This is a genomic window from Herbaspirillum sp. WGmk3 (genome assembly GCF_023952535.1).
GTDB classification, from domain to species: Bacteria; Pseudomonadota; Gammaproteobacteria; order Burkholderiales; family Burkholderiaceae_D; genus Herbaspirillum; species Herbaspirillum huttiense.
Window position 1 is genome coordinate 335098 of record NZ_JAKYWT010000004.1, and the last position, 20010, is coordinate 355107.

14 protein-coding genes are annotated in these 20010 nt (G+C 62.9%); 5 read left to right on the forward strand and 9 right to left on the reverse strand.

Annotation, left to right across the window (positions count from 1 at the left end; all coding sequences use genetic code 11):
* Positions 1-86 precede the first annotated feature (86 nt).
* The 3 genes from MKD49_RS17220 to MKD49_RS17230 are packed head-to-tail and all read left to right on the forward strand — an operon-like array spanning position 87 to position 1683.
* Complete coding sequence (locus MKD49_RS17220; protein ID WP_252696903.1) at positions 87-500, forward strand: PAAR domain-containing protein; 414 nt, start codon at positions 87-89, stop codon at positions 498-500.
* The gene (locus MKD49_RS17225; RefSeq protein WP_252696904.1) at positions 497-1048 is read left to right on the forward strand and encodes a PAAR domain-containing protein; all 552 of its coding nucleotides are present in this window, start codon (positions 497-499) and stop codon (positions 1046-1048) included. The genes MKD49_RS17220 and MKD49_RS17225 overlap by 4 nt, the downstream gene beginning before the upstream one ends.
* On the forward strand, positions 1045-1683 hold the full coding sequence (locus tag MKD49_RS17230; protein ID WP_034333604.1) for a type VI secretion system amidase effector protein Tae4: 639 nt from the start codon (positions 1045-1047) through the stop codon (positions 1681-1683). Before MKD49_RS17225 ends, MKD49_RS17230 begins: the two co-directional genes overlap by 4 nt.
* Before the next feature lie 513 nt (positions 1684-2196).
* Here the strand turns inward: MKD49_RS17230 and aroG are convergent.
* The 4 genes from aroG to MKD49_RS17250 form a co-directional block, all read right to left on the reverse strand.
* Positions 2197-3270 carry a 3-deoxy-7-phosphoheptulonate synthase AroG gene (gene aroG, locus MKD49_RS17235; RefSeq protein ID WP_121038307.1) on the reverse strand — a complete coding sequence of 358 codons (1074 nt, stop codon included), beginning with the start codon at positions 3268-3270 and terminating at the stop codon, positions 2197-2199.
* 552 nt (positions 3271-3822) lie between these two features.
* A complete protein-coding gene (tldD, locus tag MKD49_RS17240) occupies positions 3823-5283 on the reverse strand; it encodes a metalloprotease TldD (protein ID WP_134134763.1) in 1461 nt (486 codons plus the stop codon).
* 25 nt (positions 5284-5308) lie between these two features.
* A complete protein-coding gene (locus tag MKD49_RS17245) occupies positions 5309-6115 on the reverse strand; it encodes a carbon-nitrogen hydrolase family protein (RefSeq protein ID WP_252696905.1) in 807 nt (268 codons plus the stop codon).
* Between the two features lie 96 nt (positions 6116-6211).
* Entirely contained in the window at positions 6212-10516 is a 4305-nt protein-coding gene (locus MKD49_RS17250) for a YhdP family protein (RefSeq protein WP_252696906.1), read from the reverse strand.
* Between the two features lie 311 nt (positions 10517-10827).
* Between MKD49_RS17250 and glnE the strand changes: the two genes are divergently transcribed.
* Complete coding sequence (gene glnE / locus MKD49_RS17255) at positions 10828-13542, forward strand: bifunctional [glutamate--ammonia ligase]-adenylyl-L-tyrosine phosphorylase/[glutamate--ammonia-ligase] adenylyltransferase (protein ID WP_121038295.1); 2715 nt, start codon at positions 10828-10830, stop codon at positions 13540-13542.
* A 90-nt stretch (positions 13543-13632) separates the two neighbouring features.
* On the opposite strand, the gene MKD49_RS17260 is transcribed toward glnE, so the two are convergent.
* The 5 genes from MKD49_RS17260 to tkt all read right to left on the reverse strand — a co-directional run bounded on the left by MKD49_RS17260 (position 13633) and on the right by tkt (position 19073).
* Positions 13633-14361 carry a class I SAM-dependent methyltransferase gene (locus MKD49_RS17260; RefSeq protein WP_121040297.1) on the reverse strand — a complete coding sequence of 243 codons (729 nt, stop codon included), beginning with the start codon at positions 14359-14361 and terminating at the stop codon, positions 13633-13635.
* Between the two features lie 179 nt (positions 14362-14540).
* Positions 14541-15056 carry a hypothetical protein gene (locus tag MKD49_RS17265; RefSeq protein WP_034329726.1) on the reverse strand — a complete coding sequence of 172 codons (516 nt, stop codon included), beginning with the start codon at positions 15054-15056 and terminating at the stop codon, positions 14541-14543.
* A 226-nt stretch (positions 15057-15282) separates the two neighbouring features.
* Entirely contained in the window at positions 15283-16296 is a 1014-nt protein-coding gene (gene gap / locus MKD49_RS17270) for a type I glyceraldehyde-3-phosphate dehydrogenase (protein ID WP_034329725.1), read from the reverse strand.
* A 192-nt stretch (positions 16297-16488) separates the two neighbouring features.
* Positions 16489-17016, reverse strand: a complete 528-nt coding sequence (locus tag MKD49_RS17275; protein ID WP_252696907.1) for a GNAT family N-acetyltransferase — start codon at positions 17014-17016, stop codon at positions 16489-16491.
* 14 nt (positions 17017-17030) lie between these two features.
* Positions 17031-19073 (reverse strand): transketolase, encoded by a 2043-nt coding sequence (gene tkt, locus MKD49_RS17280; protein ID WP_371925491.1) that lies wholly within the window; start codon positions 19071-19073, stop codon positions 17031-17033.
* Positions 19074-19234: 161 nt separating this feature from the next.
* On the opposite strand from tkt, the gene MKD49_RS17285 reads away from it, so the two are divergent.
* Complete coding sequence (locus MKD49_RS17285) at positions 19235-19960, forward strand: 16S rRNA (uracil(1498)-N(3))-methyltransferase (protein WP_034329720.1); 726 nt, start codon at positions 19235-19237, stop codon at positions 19958-19960.
* The last annotated feature ends 50 nt before the right edge of the window (positions 19961-20010 follow it).

Consider the following 20010-nt stretch of genomic DNA (forward strand, 5'->3'; position numbering starts at 1 on the left):
TCCTTCCACCCAAAAATATCGGCGTCTCTTGAAGCGAGGGCTGATGGGCTGTTTGGGCAAGTTGCCAACTGACGGAAGGAGCAAAGATGGAACACAAGGAATTTGACGGACAACGCCTGGCGAACGATTTTCTTGCCGGCATCGACAAACGACCCATCAAGGGCAGCCATGCGCTGGCGACGCTGGGTTCGGCCACGCGGCTTGGCGGGGAAGTCGCTACGGCAAGCAGTAGCATGCACATCAAGGGACACCGCATCGCCTGCGTCGGTGACATCGTGCGATATCAGGACGGGACGGAGAGCAGGATCATCTCAGGTGCCGGCGCAGCTTTAACCTGCAAAGGCCATCCGATGGCCATGGTCGGCAGCACGACCGACAATGGGGACACGGTCACAAGCAGTCTGCAAAATACGGCACAAATTCGGGAATACGCAGACGATTCTGGCATACCGGGGCTGCTGCAAGCTGGCTACCTGGCGCCAACAGGGGATGGCGCATGAAGATCATCGGCTGGATTCGCTATGGCGATAAAGCCGCCTGCGGGGGGACGGTAATTGAGGGTGACCAGACTTGCCGCAGCCATGGGCGGGCTTATGCCTTTCAGGGGGCTCGGGTGGCTTGCCGAAAGGACTGCATCATTGCTGATGGTTTTCCGCGCTCTACGCTCACCAATGGACGGGCTCGGGTGATTCATGGGATGAAGACCAGTGCTGGATGCCCGTTGCACTCTACGCTCAACGATATCGACGGGGTAGGCAATGCAGGCGGTGAAGCTGTCGCCGAAAAGCACTTTCTCAACGCTGAGGGCGTTTGGATGCCTATCAAAGAGCCGGAGCAATACGAAGCCCCCTACGATGAACAACCCCAGCTTATTGCGCAGGCCATTGAAGGCGTACCCTGGACCGTCCAGACGATGGACGGGCGTACATTCTCTGGCCGGGCCGAGCCCGACGGCCAGCTACCGCGCATTGATACCTATGGGGAAGATGAATACGTCGTTTATTGGGGAGACGAGGCTCTCATCAAGATGGAAGGGGCACAAACATGAGCAAGATACTAGTGCAACAAGCCAAGGTGCGGACGAACACCATCAAGGACTCAGTGTGCAAAATTGATGTTCCTGCCGTTAAGTTCTCCGACCTGTGGGACAACTACGTGAGTGGCGCTCCCTTCAAGCCGGGGCCTGACGATAAAGGGGACTACGACAACCAGTGCGCCTTGCGCGTCAGTGCCACATTTCACAAAGTGGGCATTCAAATGCGTTCCTTCTCTCAGAAGACAGTCAAGCCGATGCCAGGTGCCAAAGCGTTGGGGCGTGTCATGATGGATGGCAAGCCGGCAGCAGTGCGGGCTTATGAACTTGCCGAATGGCTCAAGTTGCAGCCGTTCTGCGGTTTGCCCAAGCAACCCGAAGACGTCACAGGAAAAGATTGGGAATCGAAGGTGAAAGGGCGTACGGGGATCATCATGTTTCACGCGTATTGGACGCATGAAGGGCAAAGTACCAGCAATGCAAGCGGCGGACATATTGATTTATGGAACGGATCACGTCTCACCAACAATGGAATCACTGGAACCCTTGAAACATTCGCACGATTCACACTGGGCATCCATCGGCCTTGGCCGCACCTTTACTCTGACCTCAGAGAGTCAAGGCTCATACTCTTCTTTGAGGTGAAGTGATTGTGAAAAAGACTCTTCTGTTCTGCGTCGGACTTCTGATCGGATACATTTTCGACTTGATCCCTTCGCTATTTGAAATCCTAGCCAATACCAATGTCTGTATCGAATCATGCTCTGGCGTACTACGTGGGATTTCACTTGCAATCTATGCCGCGATGCCAATTCTTTGGGGAGTCAGTCTGCCGGTCACCATTGGAAAACCTCATGCATCCAGTCTCTTGATTTGCTTGTCGCTTGCATCGGCTTTCCTCATGCTGGCATTAACGTGGCTTCTCTACGCTCATCAGCATCCACAATAATTTCGACACAGAAGATAATTGGCAGGCTTCTGACGCTCATATTGATGACCGCGCTGCTGAATCTCGCCAGCTATGTTGTCGGCAATTGATCGGATAGGGTCATGAACAATGGATGCCGGGCCGAAAACAACAAAGCCCTGGCTCCCACCAAGGCTTTGTTCACTACCTCACGCCAGCAATCACCGGCGCATCAATCTCTCTTCAACAACACCCCTCAAGCCGCGTCCCGTTCATCCCCCACCAAACGGCGCTGCTTGACCGAATCCGCCAGGCCCTGCAGCACTTGCAGGCTTTCTTCCCAGTTGATGCAGCCATCGGTGACGGACTGGCCATAGGTCAGTTCCTTGCCCGGCACCAGGTCCTGGCGGCCGGCGACCAGGTGCGACTCCACCATCACGCCGACGATGCGGGTGTCGCCCGCGGCCACCTGGCGGCCGATGTCCGCGCAGACCGGGATCTGGTTTTCCGGCTTCTTGGAGCTGTTGGCGTGCGACGCGTCGATCATCAGGCGCGCTGCCAGGCCGCTCTTGGCGATGTCCTGGCAAGCCGCTTCCACGCTGGGCGCATCATAGTTGGGCTGCTTGCCGCCGCGCAGGATGATGTGGCAGTCCTCGTTGCCGGCAGTGGAGACGATGGCCGAATGGCCACCCTTGGTCACCGACAGGAAGTGGTGCGGCTGCGATGCGGCCTTGATGGCATCCACGGCGATCTTGACGTTGCCGTCGGTACCGTTCTTGAAGCCCACCGGGCAGGAGAGGCCCGAGGCCAGCTCGCGGTGCACCTGCGACTCGGTGGTACGGGCACCGATGGCACCCCAGCTGATCAGGTCAGCGATGTATTGCGGGCTGATCACGTCCAGGAATTCGGTACCAGCCGGCAGGCCCAGGTCGTTGATGTTCAGCAGCAGTTCACGGGCCGCGCGCAGACCGTCGTTGATGCGGAAGCTGTTGTCCATGTACGGGTCGTTGATCAAACCCTTCCAGCCCACCGTGGTGCGCGGCTTCTCGAAGTAGACGCGCATGACGATTTCCAGCTCGTTCTTGTGGCGCTCGCGCTCCACCACCAAGCGGCGCGCATATTCCATGGCGGCCTTGGTGTCGTGGATGGAGCAGGGGCCGATGACGACCATCAGGCGATCGTCCTGGCCGTGCAGGATGCGATGCAGCGCAGTGCGGGCTTCAGCGGTGGTGCGCTCGACCTTTTCGGTGCAGGCGAATTCGCGGATGAGATGCGAGGGGGGGACCAGTTCTTTCATTTCTCGGATGCGAAGATCGTCAGTGCGCGGCATTTTTTTCTCCTGGTGTACTGCAATGATTCAGCTGGAATATTGACCAAAAAAAAACCGCCATCACTGGCGGTTTTTTAGGAAATCGGTTTTGTCTTTTTACGAACGCTTACCGCTTTTCACCGCCGTGGGGCTGGAATAGCTAAAGTAAAAATAAAAGTAAGCGCGGGCGAAAGACATGTCTGGCGTCATGGGTTAAGTGAAGCAGGCGTTCATAGTGCTACAAATCAGGGGCTTTGGCAAGCAACAAGACGAAATCGATATGCTGCGCTGCAAATGCATATTTCATTCAATATATATATATTTATTGAGTATTTATTGCCTAAATAGCCAATAAGCGTCGCCAAAAACACAATAAAAAATCTGGCCTCGCGCAAGCCTTGCCCGCACCCCATCGTCTTGCCAACTGTGGCTTTCCTGCAAAAAAAGTGAATATTTGATCTGGCCACGTCGTTTTCCCCTGCCACCGGAAGTCATATTCCCGGCGCATAAATGAAAAAACCGCCGGTGAATGACACCGGCGGTTTTCACAAGAAACGATGCAGCGATGAATGATCAGGCAGTTCCGCCCACGGTCACGCCATCCAGACGCAAGGTAGGCTGCCCCACCCCGACCGGCACGCTCTGGCCTTCCTTGCCGCACACGCCGACACCGGAATCCAGGCGCATGTCATTGCCGATCATGGAAACGCGGTTGAGCACATCCGGGCCATTGCCGATCAAGGTCGCGCCCTTGACCGGATAGGTGATCTTGCCATCCTCGATCATGTAGGCCTCGCTGGCCGAGAAGACGAACTTGCCATTGGTGATATCCACCTGGCCACCGCCGAAGTTGACGGCATACAGGCCATTCTTGACCGAGGCCAGGATCTCGCCCGGATCCTTGTCACCGCCCAGCATGTAGGTATTGGTCATGCGCGGCATGGGCAAGTGGGCGAAGGATTCGCGGCGGGCATTGCCGGTGACGTCCATCTTCATCAGGCGGGCATTCATGGTGTCCTGGATGTAGCCCTTCAGGATGCCGTCTTCGATCAGCGTGGTGCACTGGGTCGGATTGCCTTCGTCGTCGATATTGAGCGATCCACGGCGATCGGCGATGGTGCCGTCATCGACCACGGTCACGCCCTTGGCGGCGACGCGTTCCCCGATGCGGCCGGAGAAAGTGGACGAGCCCTTGCGGTTGAAGTCGCCTTCCAGCCCATGACCAATGGCTTCGTGCAGCAGGATGCCGGGCCAGCCGGGGCCAAGCACCACGGTCATGGGACCGGCCGGGGCCGGGCGCGCATCCAGGTTCACCAGCGCGGTGGCCACCGCTTCGGAAGCATACTTCTCCAGCAGGGTGTCGGAGAAATAGCCGTAGTCATATCGTCCGCCGCCACCGCTGCTGCCCATCTCGCGACGGCCATTCTGTTCGGCGATCACCGTCACCGACACCCGCACCAGCGGACGGATATCGGCAGCCAGCACGCCATCGGCGCGCGCCACCAGCACCACGTCGTATTCGCCGGAGAGGCTGGCCATGACCTGCTTGACGCGCGGATCCTTGGCGCGGGCGATGCGTTCGATGCGTTCCAGCAGCTGCACCTTGGCCGTGGCGTCCAGCGAGGTCAGCGGATCATGCGGCAGGTACAGCGCGCGGCCGCCGGCCGGCGTCATGGCACCGGCCACCTTGATCTTGCCGCTGCCCTGGCGGGCGATGGTGCGGGTGGCGGCGGCGGCATCCAGCAGCGCCGATTCGGAAATCTCGTCCGAATAGGAGAACGCGGTCTTGTCGCCCGACACGGCGCGCACGCCCACCCCCTGGTCGATGGAAAAGCTGCCGGTCTTGACGATGCCCTCTTCCAGGCTCCAGCCCTCGCTCTTGGTGAACTGGAAGTAAAGGTCGGCGTAGTCCACCTTGTGCGTGAACATGCTGCCCAAGGCCTTGAGCAGCTTGGATTCGTCCAGGCCGAAGGGAGTCAGCAGCACGTCGCGCGCCACTTGCAGGGCGCCCATGTTGGGTTCAAATAATTTCATAGCGTCTTGTCGGAAGGCAAAAAGGTCAAAGCTTGCGATGGCGTAGCGCCGGCAAGCTTTCTCGAACGTATTGTAGACGATGGGGATCAATGTCGCCGATCACAAGCCCCTCTCCCTCAGGAAGCACCGAGACGATCTCGCCCCAGGGATCAACCAGCATGCTGTGGCCCCAGGTACGGCGGCCATTGACGTGCTGCCCGCCCTGCGCCGAGGCCAGTACGTAGCACTGGTTCTCGACGGCACGCGCGCGCAGCAGCAGCTCCCAGTGCGCGCGGCCGGTGGTATGGGTGAAGGCGGCAGGCATCACGATCAGGGCGCACTCGCCCATGGCGCGGTACAGCTCCGGGAAGCGCAGGTCATAGCACACCGACAAGCCGACCCGCCCGAAGGGTGCCTCGAAGCTGCGCACTTCGCTGCCGTATTCGATGGTGCGGGCTTCGTCGTAGTTTTCTTCACCCCGCACGAAATTGAACAAGTGGATCTTGTCGTAACGCGCCACCCGCTGGCCATCCGGTCCATAGACCAGTGAAGTATTGAGCACCTTGCCGGAAACCGCCGACTGCAGCGGCAGTGTGCCGCCCACCAGCCACAGCCGGTGCTCGCGCGCCAGGGCGCTCATGCATTCCTGCATGGGACCGCTGCCATCGGCTTCGGCATAGGCCAGCTTGTCGCGCTCGTGCAGGCCCATGATGGGCCAGTATTCCGGCAGCAGCGCCAGTTGCGCGCCCTGCTGCGCTGCCTGCGCCACCAGGCGGCTGGCCGCATCGAAGTTCTGCAATGGCTCGGGGGTGGAGACCATCTGGATCGCCGCCACCTTGAAGGAATCGCTCATGTCTGCCTCTTGCCAGCGTGGTGAGTGAAGAAAGAATGCCGCCAGTATCGCCCATCCGCGCCAGCCGCGCAGGCCAGGCCGGGGACATGACCAGGATCAGGCACCGGAATTGATGGCCGGTCCCGGCGCGGGTGCGCCGCGCCGCTGCGCCGGGGCCGGTGAAGGGGCCGGCACCACGTCATTGCCCGGCTTGCCATCCTCCTTGCCGCCCTTGCCCTTCTGCAGCACCTCGCGGGCACGTTCTGCATCCACCGGCGAGACCTGCCCCTGCTTGACCACGATGGGGTCGCTCCAGGGACCTGTCACCTTGTATTCGAAGCTGAGCGACTTCATCACCGGATTGCGCAGGAACAGCTGCGCCAGCAAGGTACTCACCCCCACCACCGGATTGACCGCCATCGCCACCACCGAGGCCGTGCCGAGGTTGATCTCGGGGATCACCACCACATGCAGGTCCTGGGTCTCGCGGGCGATGTCGGCCGAGCCGCTCATCAGCACCGAGGCCGTCACGCCCGCCATCTTGAGATTGTCCGTGCTGGCGATGCCCTTGGCGATGCTGGCGGTTCCTGCCACGGTGTCGAAGGCAAAACCTTCCGAGAACACGTCGCGGAAGTCCAGCGTCAGCCGGCGCGGCAAGGCCTGCAGGTTGAGCACGCCCAGCAGCTTGGCAGCCCCCGGATCCACCTTCAGGAACTGTCCCGAATGCACGTCCATGTGCACCTGCCCGGCCAGCGTTGCCATGTCCATCGCATAGGGCGGTGCCTTCCAGCTGAGATCGCCGTCGAGCTTGCCGCGCCCGCCGCGGATGGTGCCGGGATAACCGAAGCGTTCCAGCAGCTTGCCTGCATCCTCGATATCCAGCGCATAGGTGAAGTTGGAGGTGTGATTGCTGCCGAAGGTGAGCCAGTTGCCGGCTGCCCGGAACTGCGCGTCGGGATTGGCCAGCAGCAGGCGGCTGATGCGCCATTCGCGGCCGACCGAGGTCAGGATGTTGCTGGCATCGAGTTCCAGCCGGCCCAGCTTCTTGCCGCCCAGTTCGAACTGCTCGGCGCGGATGTCCAGCGCGGGCATCTGCAGGTTGTCGTCGGTCTTGTCGGCACTGGCGGGCTGGGCCGCGTCGGCCGTCGGGCTGGACTTGGGAATGACCAGCGAGGACAGCCGTGCCGTGACCTTGCCGGCCCCGCTTGCACTGCCGGGTTCGTCCCAGGTCACGGTACCGGCGGCTTGCTGGGACTCCAGATTGATCTGCCAGGCATTGCGGCGATGCGCCGCTTCCAGGATCAGCTTGTTGAGCTTCTTGCCCATCAGGTTCAGTTCGCCGACGCGGGCCGAGACGCTGTCCGGCTCCAGGTATTGCGTGACATCGCTGTTGCCCAGGCGATTGCCTGCGGCTGCGCCGTTGCCAGCGGCCGCCGCGTCCTTGCCCGCCAGGTCCTTCTTCAGAGCCAGCCAGGCGTCGGCATCCAGGCTGTCGGTGGCCAAAGCCAGCTTCAGACCGGAGGCCGGAGTCGGTGCCGGCTGGTTCCAGCCGATGCCGCCGCTGGTGACGCGCCACTCATTGCCCTTGGCGGCGACGCGCTCGCGCACATAGCGCGACGCCACGTTCGAGCCCAGCGACACACGCATTTCCTCGCGTTCGATCAGCGGATCGGACGAGGCCTGCGGCAGCAGGTCGAAGCGCATCGGCAGGGAGTCCTGCACGCCCTTGCGCAGGGGCACCGGCAGGTCCACGCCGAGACCGGCCAGGCTGGACTCGACCGTGACTTCCGGCTGATGCTGCCGCACCAGCACCGTGGCGCTGTAGCGGGTGCCGCCCGAGAAGCGCGCCAGCAGGCGCTGCAGCGAAGGCTCGGGGTATTGCTTGCGCAGGTTCTCGATGTTGATGGCACCGTCCAGACGTACCTGGCTGCTGCCATCCTTCTGGGTGCCGCCGCTGATGGCCAGGTTATCGCCCAGGAACTGGCCGCGCACGCCATTGAGCGTGAAGCCGCGCTCGTTGAACTCGACCTTGCCGCTGGTGCGATAGATGGGCGGCAGTTCCGGCAGCAGGTCGACGTCATTGTTGGCGAAGTTGAAGGCCCCCTGTGCGCGGGTATCAATGGCATGGTGCAGCGGCATCTGGAACTTCAGGTCCAGACGCGCCTCGCCGGTGGCGGTGCTGTGTTCCATGACGTTGCCGGTCCAGCGCGCTACCGGGCTCTGGTTGACGTATTGCAGGAAGGCCGGCATGGGGCCATTGGCAACGCCATCGATTTCCAGCACGGCATCATGCGAATCGACATCCGCCACCCGCGCCGTCACCGGTCCCAGCCGCGCGCCCAGGGTACGGGCGCTGTCAGCCTTGATCTCCAGCCGAGTGCGATCGACGCTGATGCGCCCCCGGCCCTCCTCCAGCAGCGGCCACTCCGGCTCCTTGCCATCCCGGCCAACGTGGCCGGGGGTGTAGTTCAGCTTCAGCCCCTCGAACTCGCCTGCCAGCTGGAATACGCCCTTGGGCTGCTCGCCCGGCTTGCTGGTGTGGAAAGGGAAATCGGCCAGCGCCCCCTTGAGCTTGAACTGCACCTCCTTCAGATTGCCGGCCAGCAAGCCCTCGGTGAGCCAGCGATGCAGCGGTTCGCTCATGTGTTGCGGCAGGTAACGGCGAATCGCCTTCACATCGAAGCTGGTCAGCTCGCCATGCAGGTCGACGCTGCCGGCCGAGCGGCCCTGCAGCGGCAGCAGGTGCTGCCCGCTCAGGCTGCCGGCCACGCCGGGCTGGGCGAACTGCATCTGGTCAAGATCCACCTGCAGGGTCTGGTCCTTCAGGTATTGCCAGCGCGCCTGCAGTTTGAGGCTGTCAAAGGGCAGACTGGATTCGCGGAAAAGATCGGTCGGCAGCTCGAATGCCAGTTGCTGCGCATCGACCTTGACCGAACCACCCTTCTCGCTGGCATCGATCTCGCCGGACAGGTTGCTGAAACCGGGGAAGGCCGCCCACTGTGCGCGGGCTTGCTGGGCAGCGTTCTTGCGCGGCTCGACATGGGCCGGCAAGCCCTTCAGCCCCAGGCCCTTGAAGCGGCCATTGACGCGGTAGGAACTCAGCTCGGGATAAGTGCCCTGCCACTGCACGGTGAAATCATGCAGCTCTCCGCGCGGGGCCAGGTCGTCCAGCAGCTTGCGCTGGGACGGCGCCAGCGGCAGGCGGGTGGCCAGCTGCGACAGCGTCTGCAGGTTCAGATAGGTGGCCTTGACGCTGGTGCGCTCGGCCTTCAGGGGCGTGGCCGGTTCATAGCTCTCGGCAATCGAGGTCGGCGGCAGCACGAAGCCGTCCGGGGTCTCGATGGAAAAATCGGTCAGGGTCACCTGATGGCCGTTGGCACCGAAGGTCGGTACGCCGTCCTCAGCATTGGGCCCCAGGGTTTCGCTGGCGGAGATGCGTCCATTGACGCGTTTCAAGGACAGCGGCTCCAGCTGGCGCGACAGGCGAGCATTGAAATCGGTGAGACCGAGGTCGGCGGTAAAGTTGGCGACCTTGGCGTGATCCAGCGTCAGCCAGGCGCGCACCGAGCCGCGGCCGCTGTTGATGGCGATCGGATAATCGAACCAGGCGCGCCAGACCGACAGCTCGGTATTGCGCAGATCGGCATAGAGCAAGCCCTTCCAGCGCGCGATGTCGGAACTGCGCGCAAAGGCCGGATGGCTGAAATCGGCCCGTACATCCAGAGGAGCCGCCGTATCCTGCGGCGGAATGGCGCGCAGCGAGAGCCGATGGCGTAGCCAGCGGTTGTGCAGCACCAGGTTGACATCTTCCAGCACCAGCTCGGGTGCCTGGCGCAATTCGTCATCCCAGCGCAGCTTGCTGTGACGGATCACGATTTCGCGCTGCGACAGCAGCCAGTCCAGGTTGCTGCCATCGCCCCCGGCCGGTACCGGGATCCCCGCCACATACAGCTTGCCGGCTGCATCGCGGCGGATGGCCAGGTCGGCCCCTTCGATACTGAGGTTTTCCAGACGCAGCGACGCCACCAGGACGCTGCTCCAGGACAGCGTGGTCGATACGCGCGGCAGGCTCAGGGCGGCTTCGCCCTGCTGGTCGTGGACGGTGAGATTGGTCAGCGAGAGCTGGGGCCGCAATCCGCTCCAGGAAGCATCAATGGTCTCGATGCTGACCGCACGGCCGAGCTGGTGCGAGATCAGGGCTTCAATGCGGGGCTTGTAGTGGCCCACCTCGGGCAGCACCGCATAGCGCAGCACCAGAAACAGCGCGCAAAAGACGAAGTAGGCGGCCAGCAGCAGCTTGAGGGTGAAACCCAGGACATGGTGGGTAGCCCGGTTCAGGCGCCGATAGCTGCCCCGCGCAAATCGCCAGCACAGCGCCCAACGGCCAGGCTTCGGTGCGGCGTTATGTTGTTCTTGGGACATCAGGTTGCAAGGCGGCTCGGCAGAAAAATGGAATCGGGCAGGCAGCATGATCGCATGGAAAACCAGCCCATGCCATCTTGGCAAAGGGGCTATGAGGGGCAAAAACGGCGATAAGTTTAAAAAGGGAGGCTAGAATCGCCGGATTCGCTCCTTTTTACGTCCATCGTCAGTCCGCAGTCAGCTGGCATGCCGGGGAACCTGCCCCGGCCTCCGCCTTGCCTGCATTGTCGGCATCGGCGGGACGGGCCTGAAGCCGGGGGAGCAGCGGTTTTCTTCCTTTTACACCTTGTCGCGGAGCTTTGCGGTCTCTTATGCCTGTTCATCATCCTTCCCTGGTCGACGCCTCCACTTCCCGCTACTACACCCGCTGGACCCAGGCTGATCCGGCCCGCCCGGCCCTGGTGGCCGAGGCCGCCCGCCAGCCCATGGACCGCGAGGCCATGCAGCAGCGCCTGGCGCGCGACCTGGAAGCCGGCCTGAGCCTGCCGGCCGCCATGCGGCGTCTGCGCAACCTGATCATCTGCAGCCTCATCACGCGTGACCTGGATGGCCGCGCCGACCTGGCCGAAGTGGTGGCCACCATGACCGGTTTTGCCGATTTCGCCGTGCAGACCCACCTGGCGGCCCTGATGCAGGAACAGACCGCCCTCCATGGCACCCCGTTGGGTGAAGAATCAGGACGCCCGCAGGAAATGATCGTGCTGGGCATGGGCAAGCTGGGCGGGGGTGAACTGAACGTTTCTTCCGATATCGACCTCATCTTCGTCTACCCGGAAGATGGCGATACGCAAGCCGGGCCCGGCCAGAAATCGCTCTCCAACCATGAATTCTTCGTCCGCCTGGGCAAGAAGCTGATCGGTGCGCTGGCCGAAATCACTGAAGATGGCTTCACCTTCCGCGTCGACATGGCGCTGCGTCCCAACGGCAACTCCGGGCCGCTGGTGGCCAGCTTCAACATGGTCGAGGAATACCTGGTACGCCAGGGCCGCGAATGGGAGCGCTACGCCTGGACCAAAGCCCGGGCGCTGACCGGCACCGAGGAAGACATCGCCACTCTGGAAGCAATCAGCCGGCCTTTCATTTTCCGCCGCTACCTGGACTTCGGCTCCATCGATGCGCTGCGCTCCATGCACGGCCAGATCCGCGCCGAGGTCAAGCGCCAGGAAGCCCTCCACCCCGACCGCAGCAACAACGTCAAGCTGGGCCGGGGCGGCATCCGCGAAATCGAATTTACCAGCCAGGTGTTCCAGCTGATCCGTGGCGGACGCGATGCCGAGCTGCGCGACCGCTCCACCCGCGCCACCCTGCGCACGCTGGCGGCCAAGGAACTGCTGGCTCCTGACGTGGTGGAGCAGTTGCTGGACGCCTACACCTTCCTGCGCGACCTGGAGCATCGTCTGCAATACCTGGAAGATGCGCAGACCCACACCCTCCCCGTCAATCCCGATGACCTGCTGCTGGTGGCCAACATGATGGGCTACGCCGACAGCGCCGCACTGCTGCAGGCGCTGGAACACCAGCGTGCCATCGTGGCCGCGCAGTTCGATGCCATCTTCGCCGACAAGCAATCCGAAGGCGAAAGCGATGGGCCCACGGTGGCGGTGAGCGAGAACGACAATCTCGAAGGCCTCACCGACGCCCTGCGCCTGGTCGGCTTCCCCGAGGAAGACATCGAGAACGGTGCGCGCCGCCTGCACCTGACCTGGCAGTCGCCGCGCATGCAAAGCCTGCCCGAGGCCAGCCGCAACCGGCTCAATACCGTCATCAACAATGGACTGCCGCTGCTGGCCGCGCTGCATTACGACCAGTTGCCGGCGCTGGGCCGCCTGCTCGACTTCCTCGAAGCGATCGCCCGCCGTGCCGCCTATCTGGCCCTGCTCACCGAATATCCCTACGCCCTGCAGCGCCTGGTGCGCATGATCGGTGCCAGCGGCTGGGCCGCCACCTACCTGACGCGCCACCCGCTGCTGCTGGACGAATTGCTGGACGACCGCAACCTCAAGGCCGCCTCCGACTGGAATGCCTTCGCCGACACCTGCCGTCGCCAGCTGGCCACGGCCGAGGGCGATACCGAACGCCAGCTCGACATCCTGCGCGAGCTGCATCACGCCGAACTGTTCCGCCTGCTGGCGCAGGATCTGGAAGGGGATCTGTCAGTGGAAAAGCTGGCCGATGAACTTTCGGCCCTGGCCGACGTATTGGTGCAGGTCACTCTCGAAGCGATCTGGCAGACCATCACCCAGCGCCATGTCGAGGTACCGCGCTTTGCCGTGATCGCCTACGGCAAGCTGGGCGGCAAGGAGCTGGGCTATGCCTCGGACCTGGACGTGGTCTTCCTCTACGACGACGAGGACCAGGAGGCCCCGGGCCTGTACGCCAAGCTGGCGCAGCGCTTCATCACCTGGATGACCAGCCACACCCCGGCCGGCACCCTGTTCGATATCGACATCGCCCTGCGTCCGGATGGCGCCAGCGGATTGCTGGTATCACCGGTCTCCTCCTTCGAGAAGTACCAGCTCAATGCGGCATGGATCTGGGAACATCAGGCCCTGACCCGGGCGCGCTTCTGTGCGGGCGATCCCGCCATCGGCGAGCGTTTCGAGGCACTGCGTGAGCGTGTACTGCGCCAGCCGCGCGATGTGAACAAACTGGAAGAGGAAGTGCTGTCGATGCGCCGCCGCATGCGCGATGCCCATCCCAATCGCAGCATGATGTTCGATCTGAAGCACGATGAAGGCGGCATGATCGACATCGAGTTCATGGTGCAATACCTGGTGCTGCGCCATGCCTGCGACCACCCGCAGCTGACCGGCGACATCGGCAACATCGCCCTGCTCAAGCTGGCCGGGCAGCTCGGGCTGATTGATGCGCTGCTGGCGGCGGAAGCGGCCAATGCCTACCGCCTGTTCCGCAAGCTGCAGCACCAGATCCGCCTGCAGGGTTCCGAACGCGCCCACATCGATGCGATCCGGGTGGAACATGAACGGGCTTGCGTGATCCGGCTGTGGCAGCAGGTCTTCGGCTGATTCAATGTCCGGCGGGATGAAGAAAAAAACGAGAGTTGCCTCTCGTTTTTTCATTTCCCTTCATCTGCACCGGATCGTGCGTGAAACCCTTTAATTCATGGGTTTGACGGCCACCAGATTGATCAGCGTTTCTTCCCGCTCCGCCTTGGGCTTGATGCCGAAGACGCGTTCCAGTATCCCCAGGTCTTCCCGGCTCCACCACAGGTACGGATAGGAAATCGACTCCGGCGCGACCTCGAAGCCGGCGCTGCGCACCAGGGCCAGGTACTCGCCGGCGGTCTTCTGGACCTCCATCGGATGGCGGAACAACAAGCGGATGATCCACGAATGAATGTAGCGCCTGGTCGACTCGGCAAAGAGCAGGATGCCGCCCGGTTTGAGGACGCGGTAGAACTCGCGGATGGCCTCTTCCTGATCGATCAGGTGATGGAAGGTCTGGTGGCAGAACAGCAGGTCCACGCTATTGTCTTCCAGCCGCATGCGCGAGCTGGAGCACTGGATGAACTCGGCGCGCAGGCCCTCGGCCTCGGTCTCGGCACGTGCGGCGGCGATCATGTTGGGATCGATGTCCATGCCGATCAGGCGCTGCGGGGCAAAGCGCTGGTGCAGCTTCTTGAGCGAGCGCCCCCAGCCACAGCCGACGTCGGCGACCACCGCATAGCTGCTGCGCCGCTCGGGAATGAGGCGCTCCAGATCTTGCAGGGCGCGTTCCAGCACGTGCAGGGTCCAGGTCGGTGTACGCAGGAACCAGAGGCCGAAGGCGGTCTCCGGAACGTGCTCCGGCATGGCCGGAGGCAAGGGCTGTGAATGTGAGTTCATGTCGTTGTGCTTGTTGTTCTGGCCGGATGCGCGGGCAGAGGCGGCTGGCATCCGGGTCGCCGGCGGTTCCCCCTGCCGGCTGATGGAAAAATGCCCCGCCGGCAAGCGCCTGCGGGGCATCAGATGTTACCGGCTGGCAAGCAGGACTGCAACTGTCCCGGGCCAGTGTTCATGCGAGATCAATATTTGGGCGGCGTTTTCTCTTCGCGGCTGGCACGGCGGTCGCTGCCACTGTCGCGCGAGGACGAGGAGCTTTCGCGGTCACGCGAACGCGCGTTGTCGCGATTGGCGTCGCGCTCACGGGCGCGGCTGCGGTCACTGTCCTTGGCGTCCTTGTCCTTGCCGTCCTTGCCATCCTTGGACTTGGCATCATCCTTGGCGGCATCCGCCGCAGGCGCGGGCGGGGTCACGGTCTGGATGCCCTTGGCGGCCATGTATTCGTGCATGTCCTTCCAGCCGGTGAAGATACCGGCCTTCAGGGCGTCGGGGTTGCGCTGGTAGCAGTCTTCCAGGCTCTGGCCGGCCTGGCGGCAGCCGGCGCCCAGGGCGATGCCTTCGGCCTTGGCTTCTTCCGGGGTCTGCTTGGGCTTGGAAAAGCTGCTGATGTAGTCGCACGCGGACAGCGAGAAGCTGACGGCGGAAATCAGGGCCAGGTTGGCCAACAGGCGGCGGGCCTGGGATGAGCTTGCTGACATGCGTTCCCTCATTGGGTCGGTTGCTCTTGTTGTGGACAGGCAATGCGCAAACGGAAAAAAGGCCATTGCAAGCGGTGCCTGCAACAGCCTTTCACTCCTTTTGCAGGCTGATTCGACTATTTTCACCTTGGCAAGCAAGCTTGCATACGAGGAAAAGAAGCCGAAACAGCCCTGAAATTGACGCTCCCGGCCGGGGAACCCCGGCCGGTGCGTCAGAACACGCGTCTTACTTGGCGTTGGCCAGGGCGACGGTGGTGTCCAGCATGCGGTTGGAGAAGCCCCACTCGTTGTCGTACCAGGAAGACACCTTCACCAGGCGGCCGGAGACCTTGGTCAGGGTAGCGTCGAAGTTGGACGATGCCGGGTTGTGGTTGAAGTCCACCGAGACCAGCGGGTCGGTGTTGTAGGTCAGGATGCCCTTCAGGGGACCGTTTTCGGAAGCGGCCTTCAGGATGGCATTGACTTCATCCACGGTGGTGTCGCGCGAAGCCACGAAGGACAGGTCGACGATGGACACGTTGATCGTCGGCACGCGGATGGCGTAGCCGTCCAGCTTGCCGTTCAGTTCCGGCAGCACCAGGCCGACGGCGGCGGCAGCGCCGGTCTTGGTCGGGATCATGGACTGGGTGGCCGAACGGGCGCGGCGCAGGTCTTCGTGATACACGTCGGTCAGCACCTGGTCGTTGGTGTAGGCGTGGACGGTGGTCATCAGGCCGTTTTCCAGGCCGATCTTGTCATGCAGCGGCTGCACCAGCGGAGCCAGGCAGTTGGTGGTGCACGAGGCGTTGGAGATGACGGTGTCGGAAGCCTTGAGCACGCCGTGGTTGACGCCGAAAACGACGGTCGCATCCACGTCCTTGCCACCCGGAGCGGAGATGATCACCTTCTTGGCACCGCCCTTGATGTGGGCGCTGGCCTTTTCCTTGGTGGTGAAGAAGCCGGTGCATTCCAGCACCACGTCCACACCCAGCTCGCCCCAGGGCAGCTCGGCCGGGTTGCGCTGGGCCAGCACCTTGATGCGGTCGCCGTTGACGACGATGGAATCGCCATCCACGGTCACGGTGCCCGGGAACTTGCCGTGGGCGGTGTCGTACTGGGTCAGGTGGGCATTGGTCTTCGGGTCGCCCAGGTCGTTGATGGCGACGATCTCGATGTCGTGCTTCTTGCCGCCTTCGTAGTGAGCGCGCAGGATATTGCGGCCGATGCGGCCATAACCGTTGATTGCTACGCGAATTGCCATGCTCTTCTCCTCAAGTAGTAAAAATCAATGCAAACCGGTAGTCGGGAAAGCGACCAGGCCGTCAGCTTGCCCCACTTCGGGGCCGCCGATCGGACATGGATCCTTCTTTTCCGGCCTTTTTGTTCAGTTGTTCTTGCCGTCCCTCTTTGCCCTGCTGATCCAGCCGTTCAATCTCGTGCCGCCCTCACCCGCTCAGGAGTGAAGCTTGCGCCAGACGAAACCGATCTCGTCGAGTTCACTGCCATCATCCCAGGTGAACGTTTGTTCATAAAGCCTTTCGGCCCCGAGCGACTCGAAAAATTCCCCGGCGCCTTCGTTCTTGCTCAGCACCCAGGCCATCAGGCCAGTCGCACCGGCACCGATGAGGGTGGCCGCCACATTGGCCAGCAGCCGCTTGCCCAGCCCCTTGCGCTGCTCATCGGGCAGCACGCAGATGGCGGTCAGCTCGGCATCGCAGCCGAAACGCAATTCGGCCAGGGTCATGCCCGAAGCGAAGCCGATGATCTCGCCCCCGCTTTCGGCCACGAAGGTGCAGGCGGCGTCCGACGACGCTTCCAGCACCTGCTCCCACAGCTTGACGCTTTCCTCGGGCTTGAGGTGATCGAGGTAGCTGTCGGGCACCAGGCCGCGATAGGCGGCGCGCCAGGCGTCGATGCGCACGCCGGCGATCGACGCCGCATCGCCCTTCCTGGCGCGGCGGAACAGGACTTCTTCAGTCATGGACACCAGACTGCTCAAGCCAGCACTGCCTTGGCCTTGGCCACCACGTTCTCGACGGTGAAGCCGAAGTGCTTGAACAGCACGCCGGCCGGGGCCGATTCGCCGAAGGTGTCGATCCCGACCACGGCGCCTTCCAGGCCCACGTACTTGTGCCAGAAGGCGGTGACGCCGGCCTCGATGGCCACGCGCGGCACGCCGCGGGTCAGCACGGAGGCCTTGTAGGCCGCATCCTGGCGGTCGAACACGTCGGTCGACGGCATCGACACCACGCGCACGGCGATGCCTTCGGCGGCCAGGGCGTCAGCGGCCTTGGTGGCCAGTTCGATTTCGGAACCGGTGGCCATCAGGATCACCTTGGCATCGGCCGCATCGCGCAGCACGTAGCCGCCACGGGCGATGTCCTTGACCTGGGCGTCGGTGCGCTCCTGGAAGGGCAGGTTCTGGCGCGAGAAGATCAGGGTGCTCGGACCATCGTGGCGCTTGATCGCTTCAGCCCAGGCCACGGCGGTTTCGGTGGTGTCGCACGGACGCCAGTTGTCCAGGTTGGGGATCAGGCGCAGGCTGGAGACGTGTTCCACCGACTGGTGAGTCGGGCCGTCTTCGCCCAGGCCGATGGAGTCGTGGGTGAACACGAACAGCGCGCGGGTCTTCATCAGGGCCGCCATGCGCAGGGCATTGCGGCTGTAGTCGGAGAAGGTCAGGAAGGTCGCGCCGAAGGGCACGTAGCCGCCATGCAGGGCGATGCCGTTCATGATGGCGCTCATGCCGAATTCACGCACACCGTAGTTGATGTGGTTGCCGCGCTGTTCGGCGCGCACGGCCACCGATTCCTTCCAGTTGGTCAGGTTCGAGCCGGTCAGGTCGGCCGAGCCGCCCAGGAATTCCGGCAGCGCCTGCGCGTAAGCCTGGATGGCGTTCTGGCTGGCCTTGCGGGTGGCGATGGTTTCCTTCTTTTCCAGCGTGGAATTGATGTAGGCGGTCACGGTCGATTCGAACGCGGCCGGCAGCTCGCCCTTCAGGCGGCGCAGCAGTTCAGCGGCTTCAGCCGGGTATTGGGCGGCGTAGCTGTCGAAGGTCTGCTTCCAGTTCGCTTCGAAGTCGGCACCGGTGGACTTGGCATCCCAGGCGGAATAAACATCCGCCGGGATTTCGAACGGAGCGGAAGTCCAGCCCAGCGCTTCGCGCACGGCGGCGATTTCCTTGTCACCCAGGGCGGCGCCGTGGACCTTGTCGGTACCGGCCAGGTTGGGCGAGCCCTTGCCGATGACGGTACGGCAGCAGATCAGGGTCGGCTTGTCGGCCAGCTTGGCCTGGTGGATCGCGGCGCTGACGGCCTCGACGTTGTGGCCGTCCACGGCCGGGATGACGTTCCAGCCGTAGGCTTCGAAGCGCTTCGGGGTGTCGTCCTTGAACCAGCCTTCGACGTGGCCGTCAATCGAGATGCCGTTGTCGTCATACAGCACGATCAGCTTGGACAGGTTCAAGACGCCTGCCAGCGAGCAGGCTTCATGCGAGATGCCTTCCATCAGGCAGCCGTCGCCGACGAAGGCGTAGGTGTAATGATCGACCACGGCCAGGCCGGGCTTGTTGAATTCGGCGGCCAGCAGCTTTTCAGCCAGCGCCATGCCCACCGCATTGGTGATGCCCTGGCCCAGCGGACCGGTGGTGGTTTCCACGCCCGGGGTGATGTGAACTTCCGGGTGGCCGGCGGTCTTGGAATGCAGTTGGCGGAAGGACTTGATGTCGTCCATCGACAGGTCGTAGCCGGTCAGGTGCAGCAGTGCGTACTGCAGCATCGAGCCGTGGCCGTTGGAGAGCACGAAGCGGTCGCGGTTGGCCCAGTGCGGGTTGGACGGATTGTGGCGATAGTGCTTGGCCCACAGGGCCACTGCGATTTCGGCCATCCCCATCGGCATGCCCGGGTGTCCGGAATTGGCTTTTTGAACTGCGTCCATCGCCAGCGCGCGGATCGCGTTGGCCATCTTGTCGGTGGGGAGAGTGGAAATCATGTCGAGGTCAGAGTTTGCTGTGCTGGGGGGCGCCGCAGGCGCACAAATCGGATGTTCAAGCCAATGCGCCGGCCCGGAAGCCCGGGTAACGGCGCGGGCCCGTATTTTACCAGAGTGCGCCGGGGGGATTAAAATTCGGGACCAGCCCCTGACCGGACTGACAACTTTTTTCATGTCTTTTTGATCTTCTTCCTCCAGGACCCTGCCCCATGCCCCGCTTTTACTTCCCGCACCCCCTCGGCATCGGCTCCGCCCTGGTCCTGCCCGAGCAGATTGCCCATCACATCCAGGTGCTGCGCCTGCAACCGGGCGATACCGTGACCCTGTTCAATGGCGAAGGCGGCGAATACACCGCCAGCCTGAGCACCCTCGAAAAGAAGCGCGTCCACGCCGAAGTGAAGACTTTTTCACCCCGCGAGGCCGAACTGCCCTATGCGCTGACCCTGGCCCAGGCCCTGCCTGAAGGTTCGAAGATGGACTGGATCGTCGAGAAAGCCGTGGAGCTGGGCGCCACCGCCCTCCAGCCGCTGGCCGCGCAGCGTTGCGTGGTGCGGCTCTCGGGTGACCGGGCCGAGAAGAAGCAGGCGCACTGGCAAGGCATCATCCATGCTGCCGCCGAGCAATGCGGCCGCAATCGCTTGCCGCATCTGGGTGAAGTCACCGACTTCAAGCGCTGGATCGCCCAGAGCGACCTGCATCGCCGCATCCTGCTTTCCCCGCGCGGGACCGAGCCGCTGTCAGGCTGGGCGCGCCACCATCCGCCGCAGGCAGTGACCGTCATGGTCGGCCCTGAAGGCGGCTTCAGCGAGGAGGAAGAAAACCTGGCTTGCGCCCAGGGCGCGCTGATGCTGTCCATGGGCAGCCGGGTGCTGCGCACCGAGACCGCCGGGCTGGCGGCACTGGCTGCCTTGAATGCGGTGTGGGGGGAGCTTTGAAGAAAGCTTCATTCGGGTAATTTTCCGGCGGCCCGGCCGATTTCCGGAAT